We start from the raw sequence: 25,402 nt of genomic DNA, 5'->3' as shown, positions 1-25,402 counted from the left end.
CACGTTATTGGTTAAGCGGAGCTTGCAGGATAAAGAAAATCGTTATCCTGCAATGACTTGCTTAGAGACGAAGCAGTTTGCCCATTCGAAAAGCAAAAAGGCCGCCTCCCGAAGGAGACGGCCTGCATATTTCATTGGCAGATTTGGCGCTTAGTGGACGTGCGCGCCGTTGATCTGCTGCGCTTCCACGGCCAGGTTCAAAAGACCTGAAACAACTTCCTGCGCGTAAGACTTGTCTTCCGGCGACTCAGCGCGGGTCAGTTCTTCCTGAGCGCTTTGGATCTGCGTCTGCAGGTCCGCATGGTCGAACTCGCTGAACGGCACCGACTGTTCGGCTAGGATGGTCAGGCCCTCGGGCGAGACATCAGCAAAGCCGCCGCGCACGAAGTAGATGCTGGACGCGCCGGCATCCTTGGTCACGGTGATGAAGCCGGGACGCAGCGTCGTCATGAACGGCGCGTGGTCATTCATGACCGTGAAATAGCCTTCGGTGCCGGGCACGGTTACCGAAACCGCGGTTTCGGACAGCACCAGACGCTCGGGAGAAACGATCTCGATCTTGAGGCCTTCAGCCATTCTTTCGGTCCTTTGGCATTAAAGCCCGAACTCTCATCCGGGCTTCATGTCGAGAAGGCGGGCCGACAGGCGGCCCGACTCGATTAGGCAGCCTGTGCGGCGAGCTTCTGGGCCTTGGCAACGGCATCTTCGATCGTGCCGACCATGTAGAAGGCCGCTTCCGGCAGGTGATCGTATTCGCCGTTCACGAGGCCCTTGAAGCCCTTGATCGTGTCGGCAAGCTGCACGAACACGCCCGGCGAACCGGTGAACACTTCGGCCACGTCGAAGGGCTGGCTCATGAAGCGTTCGACCTTGCGGGCGCGGGCCACGGTGAGCTTGTCCTCTTCGGAAAGTTCGTCCATGCCAAGGATGGCGATGATGTCCTGCAGAGCCTTGTACTTCTGCAGCACTTCCTGGACGCGACGGGCCACTTCGTAGTGATCCTGGCCCACGGTCAGCGGGTCGAGGATGCGCGAGTTGGAGGCCAGCGGGTCAACGGCCGGATAGATGCCCTTTTCCGAGATCGCGCGGTTGAGAACCGTCACGGCGTCGAAGTGAGCGAACGAGGTGGCCGGCGCAGGGTCGGTCAAGTCGTCGGCGGGCACGTACACGGCCTGAACCGAGGTGATTGAGCCCTTGTTGGTGGTGGTGATGCGTTCCTGCATCGCACCCATGTCGGTCGCCAGCGTCGGCTGGTAACCCACGGCGGAGGGGATGCGGCCCAGGAGTGCCGACATTTCGGCGCCGGCCTGGGTGAAGCGGAAGATGTTGTCCACGAAGAACAGCACGTCCTGACCCTGGTCGCGGAAGTTCTCGGCGACGGTAAGACCGGTCAGCGCCACGCGGGCACGAGCGCCCGGGGGCTCGTTCATCTGGCCGAACACGAGGGCGCACTTGGAACCGGCAGCGGTGCCACCATTCTCATGCGGATCCTTGTTCACACCCGATTCGATCATTTCGTGGTAAAGGTCGTTGCCTTCGCGGGTGCGTTCACCCACGCCTGCGAACACCGAATAACCACCGTGCGCCTTGGCGACGTTGTTGATCAGTTCCTGGATCAGAACGGTCTTGCCCACGCCGGCGCCGCCCATGAGGCCGATCTTGCCGCCGCGTGCGTAAGGAGCGATGAGGTCCACGACCTTGATGCCGGTGACCAGAACCTGCGATTCCGGGGACTGCTCGGCAAATTCGGGCGCATCCTGGTGAATTTCGCGCAGCGTGTCACCCGAGATCGGACCAGCTTCGTCGATCGGCTCGCCGATAACGTTCATGATGCGGCCGAGGGTTGCTTCGCCGACTGGCACGCGGATGGCGGTGCCCAGATCGGTCACTTCGGCGCCGCGAACCAGGCCCTCGGTCGTGTCCATGGCAATGGTGCGCACGGCGTTTTCGCCGAGATGCTGTGCCACTTCCAGCACCAGGCGCTGGCCGTTGTTGTAGGTCTCAAGGGCATTGAGAATGGCGGGCAGGTGATCGTCGAACGTGACGTCGACGACGGCGCCGATGACCTGCGATACGCGACCGGCCTTTGAGTCTGCCATTTGTTCGTCCTCGCTATGCGGTTAGAGCGCTTCGGCGCCCGAGATGATTTCGATAAGTTCTTTGGTGATCTGCGCTTGGCGCTGGCGGTTATAGCTCAGCTGCAGCTTGCCGATCATTTCGCCGGCGTTTCGGGTCGCATTGTCCATGGCGGACATCTGCGCACCGTAGAACGAGGCGGAGTTTTCAAGCAGCGCCCGAAGCACCTGCACGCTGATATTGCGCGGCAGCAAGTCTTCGACGATGGCTTCTTCGCTAGGCTCGTATTCGTAAGGGACGGCGCTGGCTTCCACCACGCCTTCGCCCGCCGGCTTTTCGAGCTTGGCCGGGATGATCTGCTGCGCCGTCGGCACCTGCGAAATCACCGAGCCGAACTTGGCAAAGAACAGCGTCGCTACATCGAACTCGCCGGCATTGAACATGGCCAGCACCTTTTCGGCGACCTGCGAAGCCTGGGCGAACCCGACCTGCTTGACGTCGCGGAAGTTGAAGGTGTCGACGATCAGTTCCGGATACTGGCGACGAAGGATGTCGTGACCCTTGCGGCCGACCGTCAGGATCTTGACCGTCTTGCCCTGGCTGAGGAGACGCGCAGCATGCTCACGAGCAAGACGCGCAATCGAGGAGTTGAAACCGCCGGCCAGACCACGCTCGCCCGTGGCAACCACCAGCAAGTGAACCTGGTCCTTGCCGGTGCCGCCGAGCAGCACCGGTGCGTTTTCCTGACCGTCATAGACGGCACCAAGCGCGGCCAGCACGCGGCCCATGCGCTCGGCATAGGGACGCGCAGCTTCAGCCGCTTCCTGGGCGCGACGAAGCTTTGCCGCCGCCACCATCTGCATGGCCTTGGTGATCTTCTGGGTCGATTTGACCGAGTCGATCCGGTTCTTTAGGTCCTTTAGCGACGGCATTGCCTGTCGTCTCCTTCAGGCTTTAGGCCGCGTAGGTCTTCTGGACGTCGTCGAGAACGGCCTTGAGCTTGGAACGGGTGTCGTCGCTCAGCTGCTTTTCGGTCGCGATCGTGTTGAGCAGCGCGGCATGCTTGCCACGCAGGGCCGACAGCACGGTCTTTTCGAAATCGCCGACCTTGTTGACCGGGATCGAGTCCAGGTAGCCATTGGCACCGGCAAAGATCACGGCAACCTGCTCTTCGGTCTTGAGCGGCGCGAACTGCGGCTGCTTAAGAAGCTCGGTGAGACGGGCGCCACGGTTGAGGAGGCGCTGGGTCGACGCATCGAGGTCAGAACCGAACTGCGCGAAGGCCGCCATTTCGCGATACTGCGACAGCTCACCCTTAAGCGAACCGGCAACCTGCTTCATCGCCTTGATCTGGGCCGAACCACCCACGCGAGAAACCGAAAGACCGACGTTCACGGCCGGACGGATGCCCTGGAAGAAGAGGTTGGTTTCAAGGAAGATCTGGCCGTCGGTGATCGAGATCACGTTGGTCGGAATATAGGCCGAGACGTCGTTGGCCTGGGTTTCGATAACCGGAAGCGCGGTAAGCGAACCAAGACCGTGGTCTTCGTTGAGCTTGGCAGCGCGTTCGAGGAGGCGGGAGTGCAGGTAGAACACGTCGCCCGGATAGGCTTCGCGGCCCGGCGGACGGCGCAGCAGGAGCGACATCTGACGGTAGGCAACGGCCTGCTTGGTCAAATCGTCATAGGCGATCACGGCATGCTTGCCATTGTCGCGGAACCACTCGCCGATGGCGCAGCCGGTGAACGGCGCGATGTACTGGAGCGGAGCCGGATCCGAAGCGGTCGCGGCGATCACGATGGAATAGGGCAGCGCGCCCGATTCTTCGAGCTGGCGCACGAACTGGGCAACGGTGGATCGCTTCTGACCAACGGCCACGTAGATGCAGTAGAGGCGATCGGTGTCCGATGCGCCGGCATCATGGGCGGGCTTTTGGTTGAGGAAGGTGTCGAGAATGATGGCGGACTTGCCGGTCTGGCGGTCGCCGATGATCAGCTCGCGCTGGCCGCGGCCGATCGGGATCAGCGCGTCGATGGCCTTGAGCCCGGTCGACATCGGCTCGTGCACCGACTTGCGTGGCAGAATGCCGGGAGCCTTGACGTCGACGCGGCGGCGTTCGGTGTGAACGATCGGGCCCTTGCCGTCGATCGGGTTGCCAAGGCCATCGACCACGCGGCCGAGAAGGCCCGGACCAACCGGGGTGTCCACGATCGCGCCGGTACGCTTGACGACGTCGCCTTCCTTGATGGCGCGGTCGGAGCCGAAGATCACGACGCCGACATTGTCGGTTTCAAGGTTGAGGGCCATGCCCTTGACGCCGCCCGGGAACTCGACGAGCTCACCGGCCTGCACATTGTCGAGGCCGTAGACGCGGGCAATACCGTCACCGACGGAAAGCACCTGGCCGACTTCGGAAACCTGGGCTTCCTGGCCGAAATTCTTGATCTGGTCCTTGAGGATCGCAGAAATTTCCGCGGCTTTGATGTCCATTTATCCGACCTCTTTCATGGCGATTTTCATCGCAGCGAGTTTTGTCTTGAGTGAGCTATCGATCATCTGGCTGCCGACCTTCACCTGAAGGCCACCGATCAGCGAGGGATCGACGAATTGATTGAGCGTCACGGTCTTGCCGAGTTTGCCCTTGAGCGTTTCCGCCAGCGCCCGCGCCTGATCGTCGCTGAGCGGGGTGGCCGAAGTGACTTCCGCCGTGGTTTCGCCACGCGCCGTTGCGGCCAGTTCGCGGAACGATGCGATGATCTGGTCCAGCGCAAAAAGACGGCCATTCTTGGCGACGAGGCGCAGGAAATTGGCCACGAGGCCATTGCCATTGGACCGCGCCAGAATGGCGTCGAGCGCCGAAGCCTTGACGTCGGCGGCGATCACTGGCGAGCGGAGATAGCGCGAGAAGTCTTCGCTCTCGCCGATCAGCCGGGAAATATCGGAAAGCCCGGTTTCCACCTGAGCCAGCTGGTTCTCGCTGCGCGCGAGATCAAACAGTGCCGACGCATATGGCCGTGCGATCTGGGTAAGCACCGAATTCTGCGCTGCCAATGCCGCTTCACCCTCTATTGTGGCCATTCCGGTTCATCGGAATGGTCCAGGACTACCTGGACGTGCTCGGAAACGGGGTTCGAGCCGGACCCCTTGAAAGTCGCGCACGCTCTAACACGGCAAAAGCTCGCCATGCAAGGCTGTGGCACGGGATTCGAATGTGTCGAAGTTGTCGCAGGCGGAGGCGAACTTGTGATGCGGGCGTTGGGTTGTTAGATTGTCCGCAACAGGAGCGAGCAATGACTCAGCATGCATCCCTTGCTTTGAATGATCACGAGGCCGAGTTCGTCGAGCGGCAGGTCGTCAATGGAACCTACGCTTCGGCTGCGGAAGTACTCCGCGCCGGTCTGCATATGCTCGAAGAACACGATGCGAAGGTAAAAGCACTGCAGGCCGCTTTGCAGGAGGGCCTTGATTCCGGACCTCCGATGCCATTCGATCGCGATGAGTTTCTCCAGCGCATGCGCGACAAATATGTCTCTCGCTCGTGAGTATAAGCTTAGGCCGAAGGCTGATGCCGATCTCGAAGGCATTTGGTTTTATTCATTGGACCGGTGGTCATTGGATCAAGCCGACAATTACACAGATCAAGTCTTGGCAACCCTGAACGAGTTAGCCTCCGGCACCAGACGTGGCAGCGTAGTGCCACATCTTGTAGACGTCCTGCGTTGTCCGGTAGGGTCACACGCCATTTTCTACCAGGAACGTCCAGACGTCATCGACGTGGTGCGTATCCTCCACCAAAACATGGATCCACGCCGTCACCTGACCTGAGCGCTACATAAAGCTCATCGGATCGATGTCGATCTGAACCTTGAGATCGCCCCGCGCCCGTTCGGCGCTGCTGAGCCAAAACCGCATATAGCCCGAAAGATCGAAATCGCGGCCGGATTGGGCAAGGAGGCGCACGCGGTGGCGGCCGCGGATCATGTTGATGGGAGCGTCGGCCGGACCGAAAAGCCGCACGCCTTCGGCCATGGGCGCGGCCGAAAGCAAAAGCTTGGCATAATCCATCGCCGACTTTTGTTCATTGGCGGAAACGATCAGCGCAGCGAGGCGCCCGAAGGGAGGCATGCCGCCAGCTTCTCGGGCGAGCAGTTCCTGGGCGTAAAATGCTTCGCGGTCGCCATTGACCATGGCGCGCATCACCGGATGATCTGGGTGATAGGTCTGGAGGAACGCCTTGCCGTGCTTGCTGGCACGCCCGGCGCGGCCGGCCACCTGAGTCAGGATCTGAAAGGTTCGCTCGGCCGCCCGCGGATCGCCATGGGCAAGCCCGAGATCGGCATCGAGCACGCCCACCACCGAGAGCTTTTCAAAGTGATGCCCCTTGGAGACGAGCTGCGTGCCGATAATGAGGTCATACTCGCCCCGCTCGATCTCGGCAAAGCGTTCGCGCAGCTGCGCATGGCTGCCCATGTCGGTGGACACCAGCACGCGTCGTGCGTTGGGAAAGCGCGCGGCGGCTTCCTCGGCAACGCGCTCGATACCTGGCCCGACAGCCACGAGGCTTTGGGTATCCCCGCATTCCTTGCACGTCTTGGGCGTACGCACCTCATGCCCGCAATGGTGGCACATCAGCACACCGCGAAACCGATGCTCCACCATCCAGGCCGAGCAATCCGGACATTGATATTGATGCCCGCAGGAGCGGCAGAGGGTCAGCGGCGCATAGCCACGGCGATTGAGAAACAACAGCGCCTGCTCGCCGCGATCCAGCGCCCCGAACACCTCGCGCGCCAGGCTCGGCGCGATCCACTCGCCCTTTTCCGGTCCATCCATGCGCATGTCGATGGCGGTAATGTCGGGCATCGCCGCCTCGGCGAACCGGCTTTCGAGTTTTACATGCGCATAGCGGCCCTGATTGGCATTGTTGCGCGATTCGACCGATGGCGTCGCCGAGGACAACACAACCCGGGCCTTCGAAAACTGCGCCCGCACGATCGCCATGTCGCGCGCATGATAGGTAAAACCCTCGGCCTGCTTATAGGCGCCGTCATGCTCCTCATCGAGCACCAGGAGGCCCAGCTCCCGAAACGGCAGAAACAGCGCCGAACGCGCCCCGACCACCGCTCGCACCGTGCCGTCAAGCACACCGCGCCACACCTTTGAGCGCTGCAGCGGCGTCATGTCGGAATGCCATTCGGCCGGCCGCGCGTCAAAGCGCTTGGTGAAGCGGTCGATGAATGTATTGGTGAGCGCAATTTCCGGCAGCAACACCAGTGCCTGCCGCCCGGCCCGCAGCGTATCCGCCACCGCCTCGAAGAACACCTCGGTCTTGCCGCCGCCGGTCACGCCATCGAGCAGTGCCACGCCGAACTCGCCGGCATCGAGTGACAAAATATTGCCAAGCGCCGCGCGCTGCCCGTCACTGAGCTGTGCCGGATTGGCCTCCGGATCGGGCGGCAGCACCACGGGCGGCGGCGCCATTTCGATCCGCTCCAGCGCCCCGGCGCGTTCCAATCCCTCGATTACGGAAAACGATACGCCGGTGGCACCCACCAGTGCCGCCTTGGGCCAGGCCTGATCGTCCATCAGCGTGTCCAGCACCCGAAGCCGCGCCGGCGTCAGTTTCTCCGGCTCATGCCCCGTGCGGCGAAAGGCCGTCACCGGCTTTGGTGCATCCAGCGCTTCCGGCGAGCGCAAGACGCCGCGCAGCACCTGCCCCGGCGCCGCCAGCGTATAGCGCGCCACCCATTCGATGAGACGCAGCAGCTCTTCCGATAATGGCTGCGTCTGGTAGACATGGGCGATATCACGCAGCCGATTATGCGCCACCATGTCCTTGGGCGGTCCCCAGACCACGCCCTGGATCAGCCGTGGCCCCAGCGGCACGGCCACGATCGAGCCGCGGCTGACCGTCATGCCGTCGGGCACGCGATAGCTATAGGGGCCCTCGACGGCGACCCCCACCAGCACCGCCACGATGTCGCCTGCTCCATACATCAAGTTTGTGCGCGTTCCGTTCTCTTTTGCCCTAAATAGGAAGCTTGCGTGATTCTTGCCAGACGCTCCCATTAATGTGGCCTTTACCAAGCCGGCCGAGACTGACCCGATGACCGACAGCGCCTTTGCCACCGACGATTTCATCCGCTCCCGCATCGCCGATTGGCTGCGCGACCTGGGCTCGGTGCGGCGGCTAGCGGCAAAAACGCTCGAAGCTTATAGCCGCGACATCGGCCAGTTCATGAGCTTTCTCGCCGGCCATATGGGCGGCCCCGTCTCGCTCGCCGCCCTCAAGGAACTGCGCGGCGCTGATATTCGCGCCTTCATGGCCCAGCGCCGCAGCGAAAGCCTCGGCTCCCGCTCCCTGGCTCGCGTGCTTTCTGCCCTCAAGAGCTTTTTCGGCTTTCTGGAGCGCGAGGGAACGCTGGCGACCGAAGCCCTCAACGTCATTCGTACCCCAAAGATCGGGCGCTCCCTGCCCAAGGCGCTGACAGTGATCGAGGCCAAACAAACCATCGCAACCACCAACGAGATGGAAGACATCCCCTGGATCGCCGCCCGCGATATGGCGGTAATTTCGCTGTGCTACGGTGCCGGCCTCCGCATTTCCGAAGCCCTGGCGCTGACCTCCGGCGATCTTGAAGCGGCAACCTTGCGCGTCACCGGCAAGGGTGGCAAGGTGCGCATGGTGCCCCTGATCGCCCCGGTCCGGCAGTCAATCGAGACCTATCTCGGCCTCGCCCCGTTCAAGCTCTGGCCCGACGACAAGCTTTTTCGCGGCGTCAAGGGCGGCGTTCTCTCGCCTCGCCTGATCCAGAAGCGCATGGAACAGCTTCGCTCCGCCCTGGGCCTGCCACCCTCGGCCACGCCCCACGCCCTGCGCCACTCCTTTGCCACCCATCTTCTCGGCCGTGGCGGCGATCTGCGCGCCATCCAGGAATTGCTGGGCCATGCCAGCCTCTCCTCGACGCAGATCTATACTGCCGTCGACACCGAGCGCCTGCTCGAAAGCTACGCCGCCGCCCACCCGCGCGGCTGAGCTGGACGGATTTGGCTGAACCCGGCTTTGCCCTTGGGGAGACGAGGCGTAGACCCGTTCTTCGAAAGAAGACGCCCATGCCTCCCTCCTCCACCCCCAAAATCGACACCTTCGGCTATGCCCTCGCCATCGGCGGCGCCGCCTTGTTTTCCACCAAGGGCATCTTCATCAAGCTCGCCTTCTCCCAGGGCGTATCGACCGAAGCCGCCCTCGCCCTGCGCATGCTGGTCGCCCTTCCGGTCTATGTCGCGATCCTCGTCACAATCCTGCGCCGCAACCCCGCTTTGCGCGCAAGCCTCACGCCACGGCTGGTCGGCTCCAGCATGGCCGTTGGCGCGCTCGGCTATTACCTGTCGAGCTACCTCGATTTTGCCGGTCTCGCCTTTGTCTCCGCGCAATACGAACGGCTGGTGCTCTTCACCTACCCCTTCTTCGTGCTGCTGTTCGGCGTTTGGTTCTTTGGCGAGCGCATGGTGTGGCGCCTCGTGCCGCCCATGCTCATCACCTATGGCGGGCTGCTGGTGATCTTTGCCTGGAACCTCGCCGTCAACCCCGATGGCCTCATGATCGGCACCATCCTGGTTCTGGGCTCGGCTTTGACCTTCGCCTTCTACCAGCACCTCGCCAGGCGGCAGATGAAGCTGATCGGCTCGGGGCTTTTCACCTGCATCGGCATGTCCACCGCCGCTGTGCTCGCCATCACCCAGAGCCTCGTCGTCGACGGCCCCGCCACCTATGCAAGCTTTACGCCCTATGTCTGGTCGCTCGGCCTGATGCTGGGCATTTTCGGCACCGTGCTGCCCTCCTTCCTGCTCAACACCGCCATCAGCCGCATCGGCCCGCAGGCAACCTCCTCGACCGCCTCCTTCGGCCCGGTGATCACCATTGCCCTCGCCGTACTGGTGCTGGGTGAAGCCTTCACCTGGATCCATGCCCTGGGCACGGCGCTGGTCCTCCTCGGCTCATGGCTCTTTGCCCGGCTCGAAAGCCAAAGCCGGCGCAATCCCACCTAAATGCGTGTTCGCCCGGCTGCCGTAATCCCGCTATAAAGTGCTGAGCAGATGGGAATTCACGGGACCGTGTTCCCGAAACAGGCTTGCGAGCATCGGCACCGGAACGTGCCGGCTTCGATCAGGAGGGACTGCGAATGCGTATGAAACCGAGAGCGCTAGCCGGAGCTTTGCTGGCGCTGACGCTAGCTGCGGGCTTTGCGTCGCCCGCCTGGGCGCAGGCCACCGATGTCGATTTCGGCGATGACAGCTCCGAATGGGCCAATGACGGCGAATGCGACGATCCCCGCTTTGCCGGTTCCGGCATGGCAGCGGAACTCGAGGACGCCGACATCCTCAAGGACGCCACCGATTGCCGCGCCGCTTTCGAGGCGGGCAATATCGCCCACGCCGACACGCCGGTCGAGGCCCCTGTCGCCGAAACCGTCGCGCCGCCCGTCGCCACCACAGCTGCCGCGGATGTCGATTTTGGCGACGACACATCGAGCTGGGCCAATGATGGCGAGTGTGACGATCCCCGCTTCAGCGGCACCGGCATGGCCGTCGAACTTGAAGATGCCGATATCCTCAAAGACGCCACCGACTGCCGCACGGCTTTCGAGGCGGGCACGATCAGCATCGCCGAGACTGGTGATATTCCGGCGGCCACCACCGACACTGCCGCGATCGACTTCGGCGACGACAGCTCCGAATGGGCACGGGACGAGGAATGCGACGACCCGCGCTTTGCCGGCTCCGCCATGGCCGGTACGCTTAACGACGTCAATATCGGCAAGGACGCCACGGACTGCGAGGCCGCCTTCAATGCCGGCACCGTTACCCTCGCCGAGAACGCGCCCAACGACACCGGAAACAGCGGCGACAACACCGCCCTCTTGACTGCCATTGCCGGCCGCATCGATTTTGGCGACGACTCCGGGGACTACCCCAATGACGGCGAATGCGACGATCCCGACTTTGTCGGCTCGGCCATGGCGCTGGAGCCGGTCGAAAACGAACGCCTGGGTGACGCGACCGACTGCCGCGCGGCCTTTATCGCCGGCACCGTTTCGCTGAGAGGTGCAGCGACCCAGCCAGCTGCCTTCGACTACGGCTCCGATACGTCCGCCTATGCCAATGACGGCGAATGCGACGACTGGCGTTTCGCCGGATCGGCCATGTCCAAGAAGCTTTTCTCCGAAGATGTCTTGGGCGATGCCAGCGATTGCCAGGCCCTGGAACAGTCCGGCGCCATCGCGATCAAGCGCGTTTATCAGCCGGGCTATGCCGAAAACGGTCCCTATGACAGCTCGAACATCGACTTTGGCAACAATTCATCGACCTACGCCAATGACAATCTGTGCGACGACCCGCGCTTTGAAGGCCCCGGCACAGCCGTGACCCTGCTCGACAGCGATCGCATGGCCGATGCCGACGATTGCCGCACGGCCTATGAGGCAGGAACGGTTGATCTGCGCGAAGGCCAGGGGTGAAGGTTCGGGGCAAATGCCAAAGGCGGGGTTGGTCCCCGCCTTCTGTGTTTGGTGAACCAGCGAAGGCACCCCCTCCCTACCTGCGCTAAGCCTGCGGCTAAGCTCCGGTACCCTCCCCTCGGAGGGGGAGGGTATGCACAGTGGGTGAACAAGCTCGGTGCCCACCTTCCCCCTCAGAGGGGAAGGCAAGCGTAGCTTAGGTGCGCAGCGCCTTAGCGCAGCTCGGAAGGGGGCGCCTTCCTTGCCTAACTAAGCCGCCTTGCGGTCCACCATCATCTTCTTGATCTGCGCAATGGCCTTGGCCGGGTTCAGACCCTTCGGACACACCTGGGCGCAGTTCATGATCGTGTGGCAGCGGTAGAGCTTGAACGGGTCTTCGAGATTGTCGAGGCGCTCCGGCGTCGTCTCGTCACGCGAGTCGATCAGCCAGCGATAGGCCTGCAACAGCGCCGCGGGGCCCAGATACTTTTCGCCATTCCACCAATAGCTCGGGCACGAGGTCGAGCAGCAGGCGCAAAGAATGCACTCGTAGAGCCCGTCGAGCTTGGCCCGGTTCTCGACCGACTGCGTCCATTCCTTTTGCGGCGTGGGCGAGGTGGTCTTGAGCCAGGGCTCAATGGCGCGGTGCTGCGCGTAAAAATTGGAAAGGTCGGGCACCAGATCCTTGACCACCGGCATATGCGGCAGCGGGTAGATCTTGATCGGACCGGAACTGTCGTCCATGCCCTTGGTGCAGGCTAGCGTATTGAGCCCGTTGATATTCATCGAGCACGAGCCGCAAATGCCTTCGCGGCAGGAGCGGCGCAGCGTCAGGGTCGCATCCACGTTGTTCTTGATGTAGAGCAGCGCGTCGAGGATCATCGGCCCGCAATTGTCGAGATCGACGAAATAGGTGTCGATGCGGGGATTGGCTTCCGTGTCCGGATCATAGCGATAGATATGGAATTCGCGCAGGCGCGTCGCATTGGCAGGCTTGGGCCAGGTCTTGCCCTTTTGCGGCTGGTCGGCCTTGCGAAGCGTGAGTTCGGCCATCTTGTATTCCTTCTCAACGGACGCTTGGGGTCGCCCGGAAAATCAGTAGTTCGGCTTGCAGATCTGGTTCGATTTGGCGACGTAGGTATTGTAGGGCACCGCATCCTCCGGCGCCGTCGGGCGGCCCTTCATTGAGGCGATCACCACGCCCATGAAGCGCTCGTCGATCAACGTCATCGCCGCGTCGGCCTTGCAGGCGCACAGCGTCTGGTCCTGCGCGATGCCCATGCAGGTCGTGTAAAACTCATCCTTTTGCGCAGCCGTCGGCGCGGCAACAGCAGGCAAAGCCAGAATCATAATGGCGGCAGTAGCGAGAACGAAGCGCATCAGTAGACGCGTGCCTTGGGCGCAATTTTCTTGAGATCGATGCCGCCTTGGTCATAAGGCGTCAGCGGATCGGTGATCACCGGACGGTAGGAAAGCTCCACTGCGCCGGTGGCGATGTCGACACTCGCCAGCGTGTGCTTGCGCCATTCAACGTCGTCGCGGTTCGGAAAATCCTCATGCGCATGGGCGCCGCGCGACTCGTGCCGCGCCTCGGCCGAGACCACCGTCGCCATGGCGCAGGCCATGAGATTTTCGAGTTCCAGCGTTTCCACCAGGTCCGAATTCCAGATCAGCGAGCGGTCCGAAACCTTGATGTCGGCGAGGCGCCCATAGATTTCGCTCATCGCCTGGACGCCATTCTTGAGCGAGGCGTCGGTGCGGAACACGGCGGCATCGGCCTGCATGGTGCGCTGCATCTCGTCGCGCAGCTTCGCCGTCGGCTGCGATCCATTGGCGTTGCGCAAGCGATCGAGGCGCGCCAGGATCTTGGCATCCTCAGCCTGGTTGATGCCCGGCACCGGCGCGGCACGATCGATCACCTTGCCGGCCCGGATGGCGGCGGCACGGCCGAAGACAACGAGGTCGGTCAGCGAATTCGAGCCCAGCCGGTTGGCGCCATGCACCGAAGCGCAGGCCGCTTCGCCCACCGCCATCAGGCCCGGCACAATGCGGTTGGGGTCTTCCGCCGTCGGGTTCAGCACTTCGCCATGATAATTCGCGGGAATGCCGCCCATATTATAATGCACCGTCGGCAGCACCGGGATCGGTTCGCGCGTGAGATCGACGCCGGCAAAGATCTTAGCCGACTCGGTGATCCCCGGCAGCCGCTCATGCAGCACCTTTGGGTCGAGATGATCGAGGTGAAGGTAGATGTGGTCCTTCTTGGGACCCACGCCACGGCCTTCGCGGATCTCCAGCGTCATGCAGCGGCTCACGACGTCGCGCGACGCCAGGTCCTTGGCATTGGGGGCATAGCGCTCCATGAAGCGCTCGCCTTCGGAATTGGTGAGATAGCCGCCTTCGCCACGCGCACCTTCGGTAATCAAGACGCCCGCGCCATAAATGCCGGTCGGGTGGAACTGCACGAATTCCATGTCCTGCAGCGGCAATCCGGCGCGCGCCACCATGCCATTGCCGTCGCCGGTGCAGGTATGGGCCGAGGTCGCCGAGAAATAGGAGCGGCCATAGCCGCCGGTCGCCAACACCACCATCTTGGCGCGGAAGCGATGCAGCGTGCCGTCGTCGAGCTTCCAGGCAATGACGCCCTGGCATTCACCGTTCTCGCCCATGATCAGGTCGAGCGCGAAATACTCGATAAAGAACTGCGCGTCGTTCTTGACCGACTGACCATAAAGCGTGTGGAGGATCGCGTGGCCGGTGCGGTCGGCGGCGGCGCAGGTGCGCTGCACCGGCGGGCCATCGCCGAATTCGGTCATGTGACCGCCGAACGGCCGCTGGTAGATCTTGCCGTCCTGCGTACGCGAAAACGGCACGCCATAGTGCTCGAGCTCATAGATCGCCGCCGGCGCTTCACGCGCCAGATATTCCATGGCGTCGTTGTCGCCCAGCCAGTCCGACCCCTTGACGGTGTCATACATGTGCCACTGCCAAGAGTCGGGCCCCATGTTCTGCAGCGAGGCTGCAATGCCGCCTTGCGCGGCAACGGTATGCGAGCGGGTGGGGAAAACCTTGGTGATGCAGGCGGTATTGAACCCCTGCTCGGCCATCCCCAGCGTCGCGCGCAGGCCTGCGCCACCAGCGCCCACCACCACCACGTCGAATTCGTGGTCGATCAGTTCGTAAGCGGCCATCGATTAACCCCAGAAGACGAGCTTGAGCACGGCGCCGATACCGGCCATCGCGATCAGGAGACAGAAAAGCGAGTTCAGCATCATCACGAGGCTATACATGCGGCCATGCAGGTAATCCTCGAGCGTATCGCGCATGCCGTTGCGCATATGCGTCGCCACGATGCCGATCAGGAAAGCCAGTGGCAGACCGATCCACGGATTGCCGACCAGCGCCACCACATCCATGCGCTCTTCGCCGGCAAGGCGAATAACCAGGAACAGCAGCATGCCCAAGAAGGCGATATTGATCGCCCCGGTCGTGCGCTGGGTGATGAAGCGCCGGGTCGAGGCACTGGCACTGCCATAATGGGTGCGCGGATTGGCGATCATGTCCTTGGTGATACGTTCGCGCATCTTACTTCACCCACACGAAAACGGTCCAGACAAGCAGCGTGATGGTGATCGAGGCGGCAAGCGTCGCCCAGGCCATGGTGGAGCGCTGCCCCGGCTCCATCATCACCGCAAAATCCCAGACGAAATGGCGAATGCCCCCGCACATATGATGCACGAGGCTCCAGGTGAAGCCGAACAGCACCAGCTGCCCGAACCAGCTGCCGTAAAGGGCATTGACCTGGTCCAGCGGCGCCTGCCCAAAGGCCGCCGCCACGAGCCAGATCACGAACAGCGACATGCCTGCATAGTTGGCAATGCCGGTGGCGCGATGCAGGATCGACATGGCCATGGTGATGGTCCAGCGATAAATCTGCAGGTGGGGAGACGTAGGGCGGGCTCTGACCGACATGAATGTTCCAAGAGGCTGAAGCTGAAGACGGGCGCCTTCAGTTTGGAATTGTTCGAGTGTGTAGCGCCCAATCCCTACAAAATCAAAGCTTCAGCGCCATGACACCATCACATTCCGGCGCAATCCGCACTTTGTTCGCTTGGCGCACGAGCTGTTCGCTGCCCGGCCTCTGGCATTTTGGTCGAGGCGCCGCTAAGCCGAAGCCAGCAACGGAGCCTCTGCCATGAACGAGCGCGCAAAGATCATCAGCAAGCAGGTGCTGGCCAAATCCTGGGGGAGCCTCACCAGCTACACCATGGATTACCGCCGCCAGGACGGCACCGTGCAGCGCCTCAAGCGCGAAGCCTATGACCATGGCAGCGCCGCCGCCATTCTCCTCTACGATCCGGATCGGAAGACCGTGCTCCTGGTCCGCCAGTTCCGTTTTGCCGTCATGCTCAATGGCGACCATGCCGACATGCTCGAAGTTTGCGCCGGCATGCTCGATGGCGACGATCCAAAAACCTGCGCCATCCGCGAAGCCACCGAGGAAAGCGGCCACGCGCCGACCGACCTCCGCCATGTCTGCGACGTCTATGTCAGCCCAGGCTCCGTCACCGAAAAAGTCAGCCTCTTTATCGGCCACTACCACGCCAGCACCCGCCAGCACGAAGGCGGCGGCCTTGCCGATGAGGGCGAAGACATTGAAGTGGTGGAACTGCCGCTCGCCGAAGCCCTGGCCATGATCGGCGATGGCCGCATCATGGACGCCAAGACCGTCCTCCTGCTGCAGCATCTCGCCCTCACCGCTTGACGAACCCATAGCCATGTAGCTATAAATCAAAACCATAGCCAACCAGCTATGGTTTTCCCCATGTCTGCACCCGACGTCCTGTTCCGCGCCCTCGCCGACCCGACAAGACGGGCGCTGTTCGAACGCCTCTGCCGCGAGGGCGAAGCGACCGTCGGCACCCTCACCAAGACCGCCAACGTTTCCCAGCCCGTCGTTTCCAAGCATCTTGGCGTCCTCCGCGACGCCGGTCTCGTCCAGCATCGCCCCGACGGGCGGCAGACCCATTACCGCGCCGACCTCCAGGCCCTCCGCCCCCTGGCCGACTGGACCACGGAAATGTCGAGCTTTTGGGAAAACCGCCTCGATCACCTCGATGATCTTCTCAAGAGGATGGATCAATGACCAGCGAGCCCGTTCTCCTTTCCGGCGGCAATCCGCAGATCACCAAGGGTTTTGGTGACGAAAAAGTCGCCGATTACATCGCTGCGGTGCCGGGCTGGAAACAGGCGGTCTGTCGCCAGCTCGATGGCTTGATCTCTGACGCCGTGCCCAACCTCTCCAAAGCCGTGAAGTGGAACACGCCCTTCTATGGGCTCGATGACCGGCACTGGTTCGTCAGTTTCCACTGCCTCACCAAATACGTCAAAGTCGCCTTCCCCGCCGGCACCGAACTCGATCCCGTGCCGCCCGGCACCTCCAAACAGCCCCGCGTCCGCTATCTCGACATCTACGAGGACGCGCCCTTCGACGCCGAACAATTCATCTCCTGGGTCAAGCAAGCCAGCGCTATGCCTGGCGAAAAGTACTGAGGATCATCATGCCAAAAGCCACAGCGCATATGGACCAAAGCCTTGCCCCCCAGCATATCGACAAGCGCATCGCCGATGCCGGCGGCTGGCGCGCCGAAACCCTCACGCGCCTCCGCGCCCTGATCCACGAGGCCGATCCTGGCGTGGTCGAGGAATGGAAATGGAACGTCCCAGTCTGGGCGCTCGACGGCATCATCTGCACCGGCGAGGTCTATAAGGCCGCCGTCAAGACCACCTTCCCGCATGGCGCCGCGCTGCCCGATCCCACCGCTCTCTTCAACTCGAGCCTCGAAGGCGCCACCCGCCGCGCCATCGATTTCAAGGAAGGCGCCCCGATTGACGAAGCCGCTTTCATCGGCCTCATCCGCGCTGCCATCGCCTTCAACAAGAGCAAGAAGCCATGAGCGAAACCAGAACCGTCGTCATCGAGCGCGACTTCGCCCATGCGCCGGAAAAACTCTGGCGCGCCCTCACCCAGCCGGCGTTGATCGAAGACTGGCTGATGCGCAACGACTTCGTCCCCGAACTCGGCCACAAATTCACCCTTCGCGGCGACTGGGGCGGCGTCCTCGATTGCGAAGTGCTGGCGCTCGAGCCGATCACCAGGCTCGTCTATAGCTGGAACTTTGCCAACGACGATCCCGCCTACGCCCTCGAAAGCGTCGTCACCTTCACGCTCACCCCCTCCGTCACCGGCACGCATCTGAGCGTTGAGCAAACCGGCTTCCGCCCCGACCAGAAAGCCGCCTATGGCGGCGCCCACGCCGGCTGGAAGGGTTTTATGGAAAAGCTCAAAACCGTGGTGGCCCGGGCTTAGAAACGCCCCCACCCAGCCTCCCCCGTAATTCGGGGAGGAGACGATCGGGTATGCGGCTCGATATCAGCATCGCACCGGCCCAACTCCTCCCCCTCCTAAAGGGGGAGGCCGGGTGGGGGTGCTCCCTCCCCTAGATGGGGAGGGTAGCAAAGCTTGCCGCAGGCCTAGCGACGCTGGGGTGGGGTGACTTTCTGGATTGGGCGCAGCGCCGCCGCCCTAAAAGTCCACCAGCTTCTTCTCCGGATCATAAGGCTGATCCTTGGCCACCCGGGTCACCGCCTGGCCGCAGCGCATCTTCTTACTCACCTGGTCATAGGCATAGGTCGGCCCGCCATGCAGCTGCCAGCCCTCCGACAGCGCCTTGGTCACCTTGTGGCAAAAAGCGGAATCGTCTTCACCGGACAAAAACCGATAGATCAGCATGCACGTCTCCCCCGACCGGCGCCCTCCGCCGGCAATTGATCTTGTCGCCTCTTAGCGCTAATCGAAAGCCTATGCACAGCTTTCCTCAGCACCTGCTCGACGGCCACGCCAATTTCATGTCGGGACGCTATTCCCGCGAGAAAGAACGCATTCGCGATCTGGCCGAGGTCGGCCAGAAGCCGACCACCATGATCATCGCCTGCTGCGACAGCCGCGCAGCGCCCGAAATGATCTTCGATACCGGCCCGGGCGAAGCCTTTGTCCTGCGCAACGTCGCCAACCTCGTGCCCACCTATCAGCCCGATGGGGGCCAGCACGGCACGTCGGCAGCGATCGAATTCGCCATCAAGGGCCTCGGCATCGCCAATATCGTCATCATGGGCCACGGCCGCTGCGGCGGCATCAAGGCGGCGCTCAACCCCGATTACAGCCCGCTCGATGAAGGAGACTTCATCGGCAAGTGGATGAGCATGCTGGGCGAATTGCCGAGCCAGCTCGGCACCAACACGATGATGACGGCAACCGAGCAGCAGACGGCGCTTGAACGCATCTCCATCCGCAACTCGATCCGCAACCTGCGCACCTTCCCCTATGTGGCCGCGCTCGAGGCGGAAGAAAAGTTGGCCGTGCATGGCGCCTGGTTCGATATTTCGACGGGCGAGCTTTGGATCATGGATCACAACGGCGATTTCATTCGCCCCGCACTCTGAGCTTTTGCCTGCCCCAATGTGGTCACGGCATTGCACTTGCCGCGCCAAACTTGGCTGGCCAAACTAGTTCGGCGCACCCGAGATAAGCTTGCTCACGCTGCCGTGATCACTTGAAGAGGCCCGCTTTCCGGGCCTTTTTTCTCGCCCGCAAATGGCCCAGACTTTTGTCAGCCCTCGCCCTTTGCCGGGCCAGCACGGGCCACATTGGACCGGCAATCTTCTTCTCACGGATCGCCGGAGAGCATCCGTCGGCGAAATCATTCGCTGCTTTTCCCAACTCACATGGAGAAATCCCATGAAGAAGATCGTCCTGACCTCCCTGTTCGCCCTCGGCCTTTCGGGCGCCGCCTTCGCGCAAGCCGCCACCGATTTCGCAACGGTGGATGCGGATATCAGCGGTGGCGTGACCTTTGCCGAAGCGCAGGTGGCCTGGCCGGATCTGACCCAGGAAGCGTTCACCGCTGCCGACACGGACGGCAATGGCGAACTCTCCGTTGAGGAATATAACGCGCTTCTTGCAAGCGCTGCCCCGGCGCAATAAGGCCGGAACAGGTGGGCCGCCTTCGGGCGGCCCTTCCCCTAAGCCCGAGCCTTGCGCAGGGTGACCAGGAGCCCCACGATCACCAGCGCTGCGCCCGCCACTTCCAACAGCGTCACCATCTCCCCCAGCACCAGATATCCCGAAGCCAGCCCCGTGATCGGCACCAGAAGCGTAAAGGGCGCGACTGTGGACGCCGGATGCCGAGACAAAAGCCAGGCCCAGATGCCGCCGCCGAGCAAGGTTGCTGGATAGGCCAAAAAGGCGATAAGCCCCGCATCGTCCCAGCCGAAATTGGCCAGGGCGTCAGCCACCTGTGCCGGTCCCTCGACCAGAAGCGACAAGGCCAGCAGCGGGATCGGCGACACCAGCGCTCCCCAAACGGTGAACGACACGGCATTCACCCGCCCCGCCTTCTTCGTCAGCACATTGGCCAGCCCCCAGCTCACGGCGGCCACGATGGTCAATGAGAGCGGCAGAAGCCCTGCACCTTCGATGCGCTCGCTGGCGATCACCGCAATGCCGCCAAAGGCGATGGCTGCCCCCATAATCTGAAAGCGGCTTGGCCGCTCCCCCAGGATCAGGAAGGCCATCAGCATGGTAAAGAAGGCCTGCGTCTGCAGTACGATCGAACTCAACCCCGCCGGCATGCCCCAGGCGATGGAGAGGTTCAAAAAGGCGTAAAGCGCAAAGCCGAAGCTCAACCCGTAAAGAACGACGATCCACCACTGCGTCTTGGGCGGTCGCACGAACAAGGCTGCCGGAAGCGCCGCCGCTGCAAACCGCAGCGCCGCCGCCAGAATAGGCGGCAAAGCCTCGACGCTGAGCTTGATAACGACGAAGTTGAAGCCCCAGATCGCAACGACCAGAAGGGCAAGAAGGACGTGGCGGATGGGCATGGGCACCAAAGAGGCGGTTAAGCCGGCTCTCGTTGCCACACATAAAGAATGTCCGGAAGCCCTTCTTCGTTGTCGCCGCTGGTTTGACGCTCGATGGCAAAACCTAAGCGTTCGTAAAAGCGCCGCGCCGGATGGTTGTCCGCAAAGCACCAGAGCTGCAACCGCTCCTGCCGCGACATGGCTTGGCGCACCAGTGCCTCGCCGATGCCGCGGCCGCGACAGTCCGGATGGAGATAAAGGTGATCGATCCAGCCCTCGGTCTCCGCCATGAACCCGATTGGCCGGTCCAAAGACGCAAGCGTCACCCGTGCCTCTTTGACAGCGCCTGCAAGAAAGGCCCGATCTTCTTCGGCCGTGTGCAGTTTCGGCAAAAACGGCAGAGCCACGGCGCGCGAACGGCCGAAGATATCGACGATCGCATCGACATCTTCAGCATTTGCGGCACGAAAGGTGACGCCCTGCGGCGCCACCCTCGCTTGTGTCACCTACGCAGCCTTCTTGCGCGCCGCATAACCCTTTTCGATCAGCGTTTCGGCGATCTGGATCGTGTTGAGCGCGGCGCCCTTGCGGAGGTTGTCGGAAACCACCCACATGGCAATGCCGTTCTCGACCGTGGTGTCTTCGCGGATGCGCGACACATAGGTGTCGTATTCACCGACAGCTTCGACCGGGGTCGCATAGCCGCCCGGTTCGCGCTTATCGAGCACCGAAATGCCCGGTGCCTCGCGCAGCAAATCGCGGGCTTCGTCGGCGGAGATCGGGTCGGCAAACTCGATATTGACCGCTTCCGAGTGCCCCACGAAAACCGGCACGCGCACGGCGGTGCAGGAGACCTTGATCTTGGGATCGAGGATCTTCTTGGTTTCGGCCAGCACCTTCCACTCTTCCTTAGTGTAGCCGTCTTCCATGAACACATCGATATGCGGGATGACGTTGAAGGCGATCTGCTTAGGGAACTTGTTGCCCGGACCGGGGCTGTCATTGACGAAAATGCCCTTGGTCTGGTTCCAGAGCTCGTCGACGCCTTCCTTGCCGGCGCCCGAGACCGACTGGTAGGTCGAGACCACGACGCGCTTGATGGTCGCCGCGTCATGCAAGGGCTTGAGCGCCACGACCAGCTGCGCCGTCGAGCAATTGGGGTTGGCGATGATGCCAGTGCGGTTGGCGTCGGCCAGCCAGCGGTCGAGCTGGTGCCCGTTCACTTCCGGCACGATCAGTGGCACGTCCGAATGGTAGCGCCAATAGCTCGAATTATCGATGACGATGGCGCCGGCCGCTGCAATCCTGGGGCCCCATTCCTTGGCGATCGAGCCGCCCGCCGACATGATGGCGAAGTCGACTTCGGAAAAGTCGAAATGCTGCAGGTCGCGCGCCTTGAGGATCTTGTCGCCGAACGAAATCTCGCGGCCGATCGACTTGGACGAGGCCAGCGCATAAACCTCGTCGGCCGGAAACTTGCGTTCGGCCAGGATGTTGAGAACTTCGCGGCCCACATTGCCCGTGGCACCGACGACAGCGACGCGATAACCCATTTTGGAACTCCGGTCCCTTACCATTCCGCCCCCGCGCGATCATCTCGACCGCGGTCCTGGTTCTGCGCCTCTCCCCGTCGGGAGTGCGACCCGGGGAAAAGCGTCAGGCGGTTTTGGTGGTTTTGGTCATGGCGAACATGCCCCCGGCGGTGAACCGGGTGGTGGCAGAGGCGGCGATAGGGCCGATGCTGACCATGACGATGTTGCTTCCTATCAAAGAGCAGGATTTCTCATACGCCGAAATAGGAAATAGTCAATTGCCTTGCTTGCCGCCGCCTTGGGGGCTAGGGCTCCGACCTTGAAGAGGACCAGATATGCCCGACTACGATGTAATCATTCTCGGTGCCGGCGCTGCCGGCATGATGGCGGGCATCGAAGCAGGCCGTCGCGGCCGCAAGGTCCTCGTCGTCGACCATGCCCGCGACCCAGGCGAAAAGATCCGCATTTCCGGCGGCGGCCGCTGCAACTTCACCAATGTGAACGCCACCCACACCGCCGGCCGCGAACGCTTCCTGAGCCAAAACCCGCGCTTCGCCCTCTCCGCCCTCTCGCGCTACACGCCCGAGATGTTCATCGACAAGGTCAAGAAGCGCGGCATCAAGTTCCACGAAAAGACCCTGGGCCAGCTCTTTTGCGACGGGCCGGCAACGCAGATCGTTTCCATGCTCACCGACGAACTGCGCCAAGCCGGTGCCACCATCTGGACCGGCCGCTCCGTCGGGAGCATCGAAAAGATCAGCGATGGCTTTGACGTCATGGTCGGAGATGGCCGCGTCACCACCACGAGCCTGGTCGTCGCCACGGGCGGCAAGTCCATCCCCAAGATGGGCGCCACCGGCTTTGCCTATGACGTCGCCCGTCAATTCGGCCTCAAACTCACCGACACCCGCCCCGCCCTCGTGCCGCTCACTTTCGAGCCCGGCGCCCTCGAAAAGCTGACCCCACTGGCCGGCGTCTCCACCAATGCCGTGGTCAGCCGCGGCAAGACGAAATTCGAGGAAGCCCTCCTTTTCACCCATCGTGGCCTTTCCGGCCCGGCAATCCTTCAGATCTCGTCCTATTGGCGCGAAGGCGAGCCCATCACCGTCGACCTCCTGCCCGGCGAGGACGCGCTCGATTTCTTTCGCGCGGCCCGCCAGTCGGCCCCCAAGCAGCACCTCCAGACCGCGCTCGCCGAACGCCTGCCCAAGCGGCTAGCGCAGCTCGTCGGCGACAACATCAACCAGCCCGGCATGATCGGCGACTTTTCCGACAAGAAACTCACCACTGCTGCCGACGCGGTCAACCGCTGGACGCTCAAACCCGTCGGCTCGGAAGGCTATCGCACCGCTGAAGTGACCCTGGGCGGCATCGACACGGAAGGACTCGACGCCAAGACGCTGATGGCGCGCACCGTCCCCGGCCTCTTCTTTGTCGGCGAAGCGGTGGACGTCACCGGCTGGCTGGGCGGCTACAATTTCCAGTGGGCCTGGGCCTCGGGCTATGCCGCCGGGCAGGCAGCCTAGAACTTCCAGCCCAGCCGCACGCCAAAGTTGGAGAGCCCGGCATTGGCCTGGCACAGACCAGCATTGGACGTGTGCTCGTAGGTCACCGTCGCCGTGACGTTGTCGCTAAGGTTTGCGCCGATGCCGAAGCGTTCGTAGAAATTCACCTGGCAGCCGAAATTGCGATAACCAGCCGGCGCATTCGTCAGATAGCCGGTATGAGCGGCCGCGCCAAAGGTGCCTTCGAGGTAGAGCGGGGTCTCAAAGATCGGCAGCTGCCAGGTGAGGCCCAGATGGAAAAGGCTGTCCTGGCCCTTGGTGTTGATGGTGGCACCAAGTTCTGGGCGCGGCGCACCGATCCAGCGGAAAAAATCGGCGTCGGGCGTCGTGAACAAGACGTCGAAGCTCACATCCTCGAGCCGCTTCCAGTACCAGTCCTGCGGGTTCTGCGGCAGCATGGTCCAGTAGATTTCGTGGAAATGCCCGCCGATACGAACCTCATCGACGATGTCGAGAACGCCAGCCGAAAAAGAACCGGGCGCCGCATCCTGGGCCAGGGCCGGACTTGCCGCCAGGATCGCAAGGGTCGCAACTGCACTCAAGACACGCTTCATCGCCGGCCATCCTTGCCACAGATTGGCCTATCTAAGGGGCCCACAAGCCGCCCCGGTCAAGCGTATTTCGGCCCTGCCCTGCGCAAATGGCGCCCGCTGTGTCACAAAATCCCGATCCGGCCTTGACCTTAGGGCCTTCCATCGTGATCTAACGATCAAGATTTTCAGCACAGATTGTTTCGATCATGCCCGCACAATTCGCCCTTTCGCTCCAGGATCTAGCCCCCATCGCCTTTGGCTCCAGCACAGTGGAAGCCATGGCCGAAACGGTGAAATTAGCGCAGGCGGCAGATGGGCTGGGCTACAACCGCCTCTGGTATGCCGAGCATCATGGCATGCCTTCCATCGCCTCCTCGGTCCCTGAAATCCTGATCGGCAGCGCCGCCGCGGCGACCAAAAACATTCGCGTTGGTTCGGGCGGCGTCATGCTGCTCAACCATGCGCCCCTGCGCATTGCCGAGGCCTATCGCACGCTCGAAGCGCTCCATCCGGACCGCATCGACCTCGGCCTCGGCCGCGCCCCCGGGGGCGACGGCTATGCCATGCGCGCCTTGCGCTCCGGCGGCGGCGAGGAATTCTCGGCCTACCTCGCCGAGCTCATGGCCTTCGACGAAGACAATTTTCCACCCGATCACCCGTTCTCGCGCGTCCCGGTCTCGCCCGGCGGCGTGTCGCTGCCGCCCAAATGGCTGCTCGGATCGTCCGGTGCCAGCGCCCAGGCCGCCGGCCAGCTCGGCTTTGGTTATGCCTTTGCCGCCCATTTCAGCCACACCCCGGCGGCCCCAGCCTTCGCCGCCTACCGTGAAGCCTTCCAGCCCTCCGGGGATTTTCCGGAGCCCCGCACCATTCTCTGCCTCTCGGTGATCTGCGCGCCGACGGAGGAAGAAGCCAGGCACCTGGGCATTTCCCAGGCGGTCAACTGGGCCCGCTTCGTCACCGGCGAGCAGCGCCAGCTCACCTCGCCCGAAGAAGCCATGAACCACAAGCTAACGCCACAGCAACAGGCCGTCATCGATCAGCAATCGACGCTCTGGCTGGTCGGCAGCCCCGAACAAATGGCGGAAGCCATCACCGAAAAGGCCAAGGCCGCCGGAGCCGACGAAGTCATGGTCACGACGACCATCCACTCCTACGACCTGCGCCGCCGCTCCTATGCCCTGCTCGCCGAATCCCTGGGCGTCACGCCGCGGTAACCGCAAGGACCCCCACCCAACCTCCCCCGTTAGTCGGGGGAGGAGCTGTTCCGTGCAAGACCACAA

30 protein-coding genes are annotated in these 25,402 nt (G+C 62.6%); 14 read left to right on the top strand and 16 right to left on the bottom strand.

Translation table 11 applies throughout. From position 1 onward, the window contains the following. Window positions 1–150: 150 nt before the first annotated feature. The 5 genes from JI748_RS16170 to JI748_RS16150 all read right to left on the bottom strand — a co-directional run bounded on the left by JI748_RS16170 (window position 151) and on the right by JI748_RS16150 (window position 5,154). The gene (locus JI748_RS16170; protein WP_164532819.1) at window positions 151–576 is read right to left on the bottom strand and encodes a F0F1 ATP synthase subunit epsilon; all 426 of its coding nucleotides are present in this window, start codon (window positions 574–576) and stop codon (window positions 151–153) included. A gap of 83 nt (window positions 577–659) precedes the next feature. Then, window positions 660–2,099, bottom strand: coding sequence for a F0F1 ATP synthase subunit beta (gene atpD, locus JI748_RS16165; protein WP_201633063.1), 1,440 nt, complete (start codon window positions 2,097–2,099; stop codon window positions 660–662). Window positions 2,100–2,120: 21 nt separating this feature from the next. Beyond that, window positions 2,121–3,008 carry a F0F1 ATP synthase subunit gamma gene (locus JI748_RS16160; RefSeq protein WP_164532821.1) on the bottom strand — a complete coding sequence of 296 codons (888 nt, stop codon included), beginning with the start codon at window positions 3,006–3,008 and terminating at the stop codon, window positions 2,121–2,123. A 22-nt stretch (window positions 3,009–3,030) separates the two neighbouring features. Beyond that, window positions 3,031–4,566, bottom strand: a complete 1,536-nt coding sequence (gene atpA, locus JI748_RS16155; RefSeq protein WP_201633060.1) for a F0F1 ATP synthase subunit alpha — start codon at window positions 4,564–4,566, stop codon at window positions 3,031–3,033. Next, window positions 4,567–5,154, bottom strand: coding sequence for a F0F1 ATP synthase subunit delta (locus JI748_RS16150; RefSeq protein ID WP_201633057.1), 588 nt, complete (start codon window positions 5,152–5,154; stop codon window positions 4,567–4,569). Between the two features lie 212 nt (window positions 5,155–5,366). On the opposite strand from JI748_RS16150, the gene JI748_RS16145 reads away from it, so the two are divergent. After that, window positions 5,367–5,618 (top strand): type II toxin-antitoxin system ParD family antitoxin, encoded by a 252-nt coding sequence (locus tag JI748_RS16145; RefSeq protein ID WP_201633055.1) that lies wholly within the window; start codon window positions 5,367–5,369, stop codon window positions 5,616–5,618. Then, window positions 5,572–5,901 (top strand): type II toxin-antitoxin system RelE/ParE family toxin, encoded by a 330-nt coding sequence (locus tag JI748_RS16140; protein ID WP_325166883.1) that lies wholly within the window; start codon window positions 5,572–5,574, stop codon window positions 5,899–5,901. Before JI748_RS16145 ends, JI748_RS16140 begins: the two co-directional genes overlap by 47 nt. Window positions 5,902–5,904: 3 nt before the next feature. On the opposite strand, the gene JI748_RS16135 is transcribed toward JI748_RS16140, so the two are convergent. Continuing rightward, window positions 5,905–8,073 carry a primosomal protein N' gene (locus JI748_RS16135; protein WP_201637447.1) on the bottom strand — a complete coding sequence of 723 codons (2,169 nt, stop codon included), beginning with the start codon at window positions 8,071–8,073 and terminating at the stop codon, window positions 5,905–5,907. 109 nt (window positions 8,074–8,182) lie between these two features. On the opposite strand from JI748_RS16135, the gene JI748_RS16130 reads away from it, so the two are divergent. The 3 genes from JI748_RS16130 to JI748_RS16120 all read left to right on the top strand — a co-directional run bounded on the left by JI748_RS16130 (window position 8,183) and on the right by JI748_RS16120 (window position 11,594). Next, the gene (locus JI748_RS16130; protein ID WP_201633050.1) at window positions 8,183–9,112 is read left to right on the top strand and encodes a tyrosine recombinase XerC; all 930 of its coding nucleotides are present in this window, start codon (window positions 8,183–8,185) and stop codon (window positions 9,110–9,112) included. A gap of 77 nt (window positions 9,113–9,189) precedes the next feature. After that, window positions 9,190–10,125: a DMT family transporter gene (locus tag JI748_RS16125; protein WP_201633047.1), complete on the top strand. Its 936-nt coding sequence runs from the start codon at window positions 9,190–9,192 to the stop codon at window positions 10,123–10,125. Between the two features lie 134 nt (window positions 10,126–10,259). After that, a complete protein-coding gene (locus JI748_RS16120) occupies window positions 10,260–11,594 on the top strand; it encodes a hypothetical protein (RefSeq protein WP_201633045.1) in 1,335 nt (444 codons plus the stop codon). Between the two features lie 249 nt (window positions 11,595–11,843). On the opposite strand, the gene JI748_RS16115 is transcribed toward JI748_RS16120, so the two are convergent. The 5 genes from JI748_RS16115 to sdhC are packed head-to-tail and all read right to left on the bottom strand — an operon-like array spanning window position 11,844 to window position 15,545. Then, complete coding sequence (locus JI748_RS16115) at window positions 11,844–12,626, bottom strand: succinate dehydrogenase iron-sulfur subunit (protein WP_201633042.1); 783 nt, start codon at window positions 12,624–12,626, stop codon at window positions 11,844–11,846. A gap of 42 nt (window positions 12,627–12,668) precedes the next feature. Next, window positions 12,669–12,953, bottom strand: coding sequence for a hypothetical protein (locus tag JI748_RS16110; RefSeq protein WP_201633039.1), 285 nt, complete (start codon window positions 12,951–12,953; stop codon window positions 12,669–12,671). Then, a complete protein-coding gene (gene sdhA, locus JI748_RS16105; protein WP_201633036.1) occupies window positions 12,953–14,764 on the bottom strand; it encodes a succinate dehydrogenase flavoprotein subunit in 1,812 nt (603 codons plus the stop codon). Before sdhA ends, JI748_RS16110 begins: the two co-directional genes overlap by 1 nt. Before the next feature lie 3 nt (window positions 14,765–14,767). Continuing rightward, on the bottom strand, window positions 14,768–15,157 hold the full coding sequence (sdhD, locus tag JI748_RS16100) for a succinate dehydrogenase, hydrophobic membrane anchor protein (RefSeq protein ID WP_201633034.1): 390 nt from the start codon (window positions 15,155–15,157) through the stop codon (window positions 14,768–14,770). Between the two features lies 1 nt (window position 15,158). Next, window positions 15,159–15,545 carry a succinate dehydrogenase, cytochrome b556 subunit gene (sdhC, locus tag JI748_RS16095; protein ID WP_201633031.1) on the bottom strand — a complete coding sequence of 129 codons (387 nt, stop codon included), beginning with the start codon at window positions 15,543–15,545 and terminating at the stop codon, window positions 15,159–15,161. 223 nt (window positions 15,546–15,768) lie between these two features. Here sdhC and JI748_RS16090 point away from each other — a divergent pair, with 223 nt between their 5' ends. From JI748_RS16090 to JI748_RS16070, 5 genes are read left to right on the top strand one after another with little or no spacing between them, the layout of a single operon-like run. Further along, window positions 15,769–16,338, top strand: coding sequence for an NUDIX domain-containing protein (locus tag JI748_RS16090; RefSeq protein ID WP_201633028.1), 570 nt, complete (start codon window positions 15,769–15,771; stop codon window positions 16,336–16,338). A gap of 60 nt (window positions 16,339–16,398) precedes the next feature. Then, on the top strand, window positions 16,399–16,719 hold the full coding sequence (locus JI748_RS16085; protein ID WP_201633025.1) for an ArsR/SmtB family transcription factor: 321 nt from the start codon (window positions 16,399–16,401) through the stop codon (window positions 16,717–16,719). Beyond that, complete coding sequence (locus JI748_RS16080) at window positions 16,716–17,126, top strand: DUF1801 domain-containing protein (RefSeq protein ID WP_201633022.1); 411 nt, start codon at window positions 16,716–16,718, stop codon at window positions 17,124–17,126. The genes JI748_RS16085 and JI748_RS16080 overlap by 4 nt, the downstream gene beginning before the upstream one ends. An 8-nt stretch (window positions 17,127–17,134) precedes the next feature. Next, on the top strand, window positions 17,135–17,530 hold the full coding sequence (locus JI748_RS16075) for a DUF1801 domain-containing protein (RefSeq protein WP_201633019.1): 396 nt from the start codon (window positions 17,135–17,137) through the stop codon (window positions 17,528–17,530). Beyond that, on the top strand, window positions 17,527–17,943 hold the full coding sequence (locus JI748_RS16070) for an SRPBCC family protein (protein WP_201633016.1): 417 nt from the start codon (window positions 17,527–17,529) through the stop codon (window positions 17,941–17,943). The genes JI748_RS16075 and JI748_RS16070 overlap by 4 nt, the downstream gene beginning before the upstream one ends. Window positions 17,944–18,159: 216 nt before the next feature. Here JI748_RS16070 and JI748_RS16065 read toward each other — a convergent pair whose 3' ends face one another. Continuing rightward, window positions 18,160–18,366: a DUF1737 domain-containing protein gene (locus JI748_RS16065; RefSeq protein WP_164532837.1), complete on the bottom strand. Its 207-nt coding sequence runs from the start codon at window positions 18,364–18,366 to the stop codon at window positions 18,160–18,162. Window positions 18,367–18,437: 71 nt separating this feature from the next. Here JI748_RS16065 and JI748_RS16060 point away from each other — a divergent pair, with 71 nt between their 5' ends. Next, window positions 18,438–19,076 (top strand): carbonic anhydrase, encoded by a 639-nt coding sequence (locus JI748_RS16060; protein WP_201633014.1) that lies wholly within the window; start codon window positions 18,438–18,440, stop codon window positions 19,074–19,076. 295 nt (window positions 19,077–19,371) lie between these two features. Next, window positions 19,372–19,617, top strand: coding sequence for an EF-hand domain-containing protein (locus JI748_RS16055; protein ID WP_201633013.1), 246 nt, complete (start codon window positions 19,372–19,374; stop codon window positions 19,615–19,617). A gap of 38 nt (window positions 19,618–19,655) precedes the next feature. On the opposite strand, the gene JI748_RS16050 is transcribed toward JI748_RS16055, so the two are convergent. From JI748_RS16050 to JI748_RS16040, 3 genes are read right to left on the bottom strand one after another with little or no spacing between them, the layout of a single operon-like run. Then, complete coding sequence (locus JI748_RS16050) at window positions 19,656–20,513, bottom strand: EamA family transporter (RefSeq protein ID WP_201633011.1); 858 nt, start codon at window positions 20,511–20,513, stop codon at window positions 19,656–19,658. Between the two features lie 17 nt (window positions 20,514–20,530). After that, window positions 20,531–20,998: a GNAT family N-acetyltransferase gene (locus tag JI748_RS17360; RefSeq protein ID WP_211200723.1), complete on the bottom strand. Its 468-nt coding sequence runs from the start codon at window positions 20,996–20,998 to the stop codon at window positions 20,531–20,533. Beyond that, entirely contained in the window at window positions 20,999–22,045 is a 1,047-nt protein-coding gene (locus tag JI748_RS16040; protein ID WP_201633009.1) for an aspartate-semialdehyde dehydrogenase, read from the bottom strand. 314 nt (window positions 22,046–22,359) lie between these two features. Between JI748_RS16040 and JI748_RS16035 the strand changes: the two genes are divergently transcribed. Further along, window positions 22,360–23,550 carry a BaiN/RdsA family NAD(P)/FAD-dependent oxidoreductase gene (locus tag JI748_RS16035; protein WP_201632998.1) on the top strand — a complete coding sequence of 397 codons (1,191 nt, stop codon included), beginning with the start codon at window positions 22,360–22,362 and terminating at the stop codon, window positions 23,548–23,550. Here the strand turns inward: JI748_RS16035 and JI748_RS16030 are convergent. Beyond that, window positions 23,547–24,143: an acyloxyacyl hydrolase gene (locus tag JI748_RS16030; RefSeq protein WP_201632995.1), complete on the bottom strand. Its 597-nt coding sequence runs from the start codon at window positions 24,141–24,143 to the stop codon at window positions 23,547–23,549. The two genes, JI748_RS16035 and JI748_RS16030, sit on opposite strands and share 4 nt — an antisense overlap. Before the next feature lie 185 nt (window positions 24,144–24,328). Between JI748_RS16030 and JI748_RS16025 the strand changes: the two genes are divergently transcribed. After that, on the top strand, window positions 24,329–25,336 hold the full coding sequence (locus JI748_RS16025; protein WP_201632992.1) for an LLM class flavin-dependent oxidoreductase: 1,008 nt from the start codon (window positions 24,329–24,331) through the stop codon (window positions 25,334–25,336). Window positions 25,337–25,402 lie beyond the last annotated feature (66 nt).

Origin of the sequence: Devosia rhizoryzae (assembly GCF_016698665.1) — a bacterium.
GTDB lineage: Bacteria > Pseudomonadota > Alphaproteobacteria > Rhizobiales > Devosiaceae > Devosia > Devosia rhizoryzae.
Note: the sequence above shows the minus strand (reverse complement) of the source record. Positions and strands in the feature narration are given on the sequence as shown.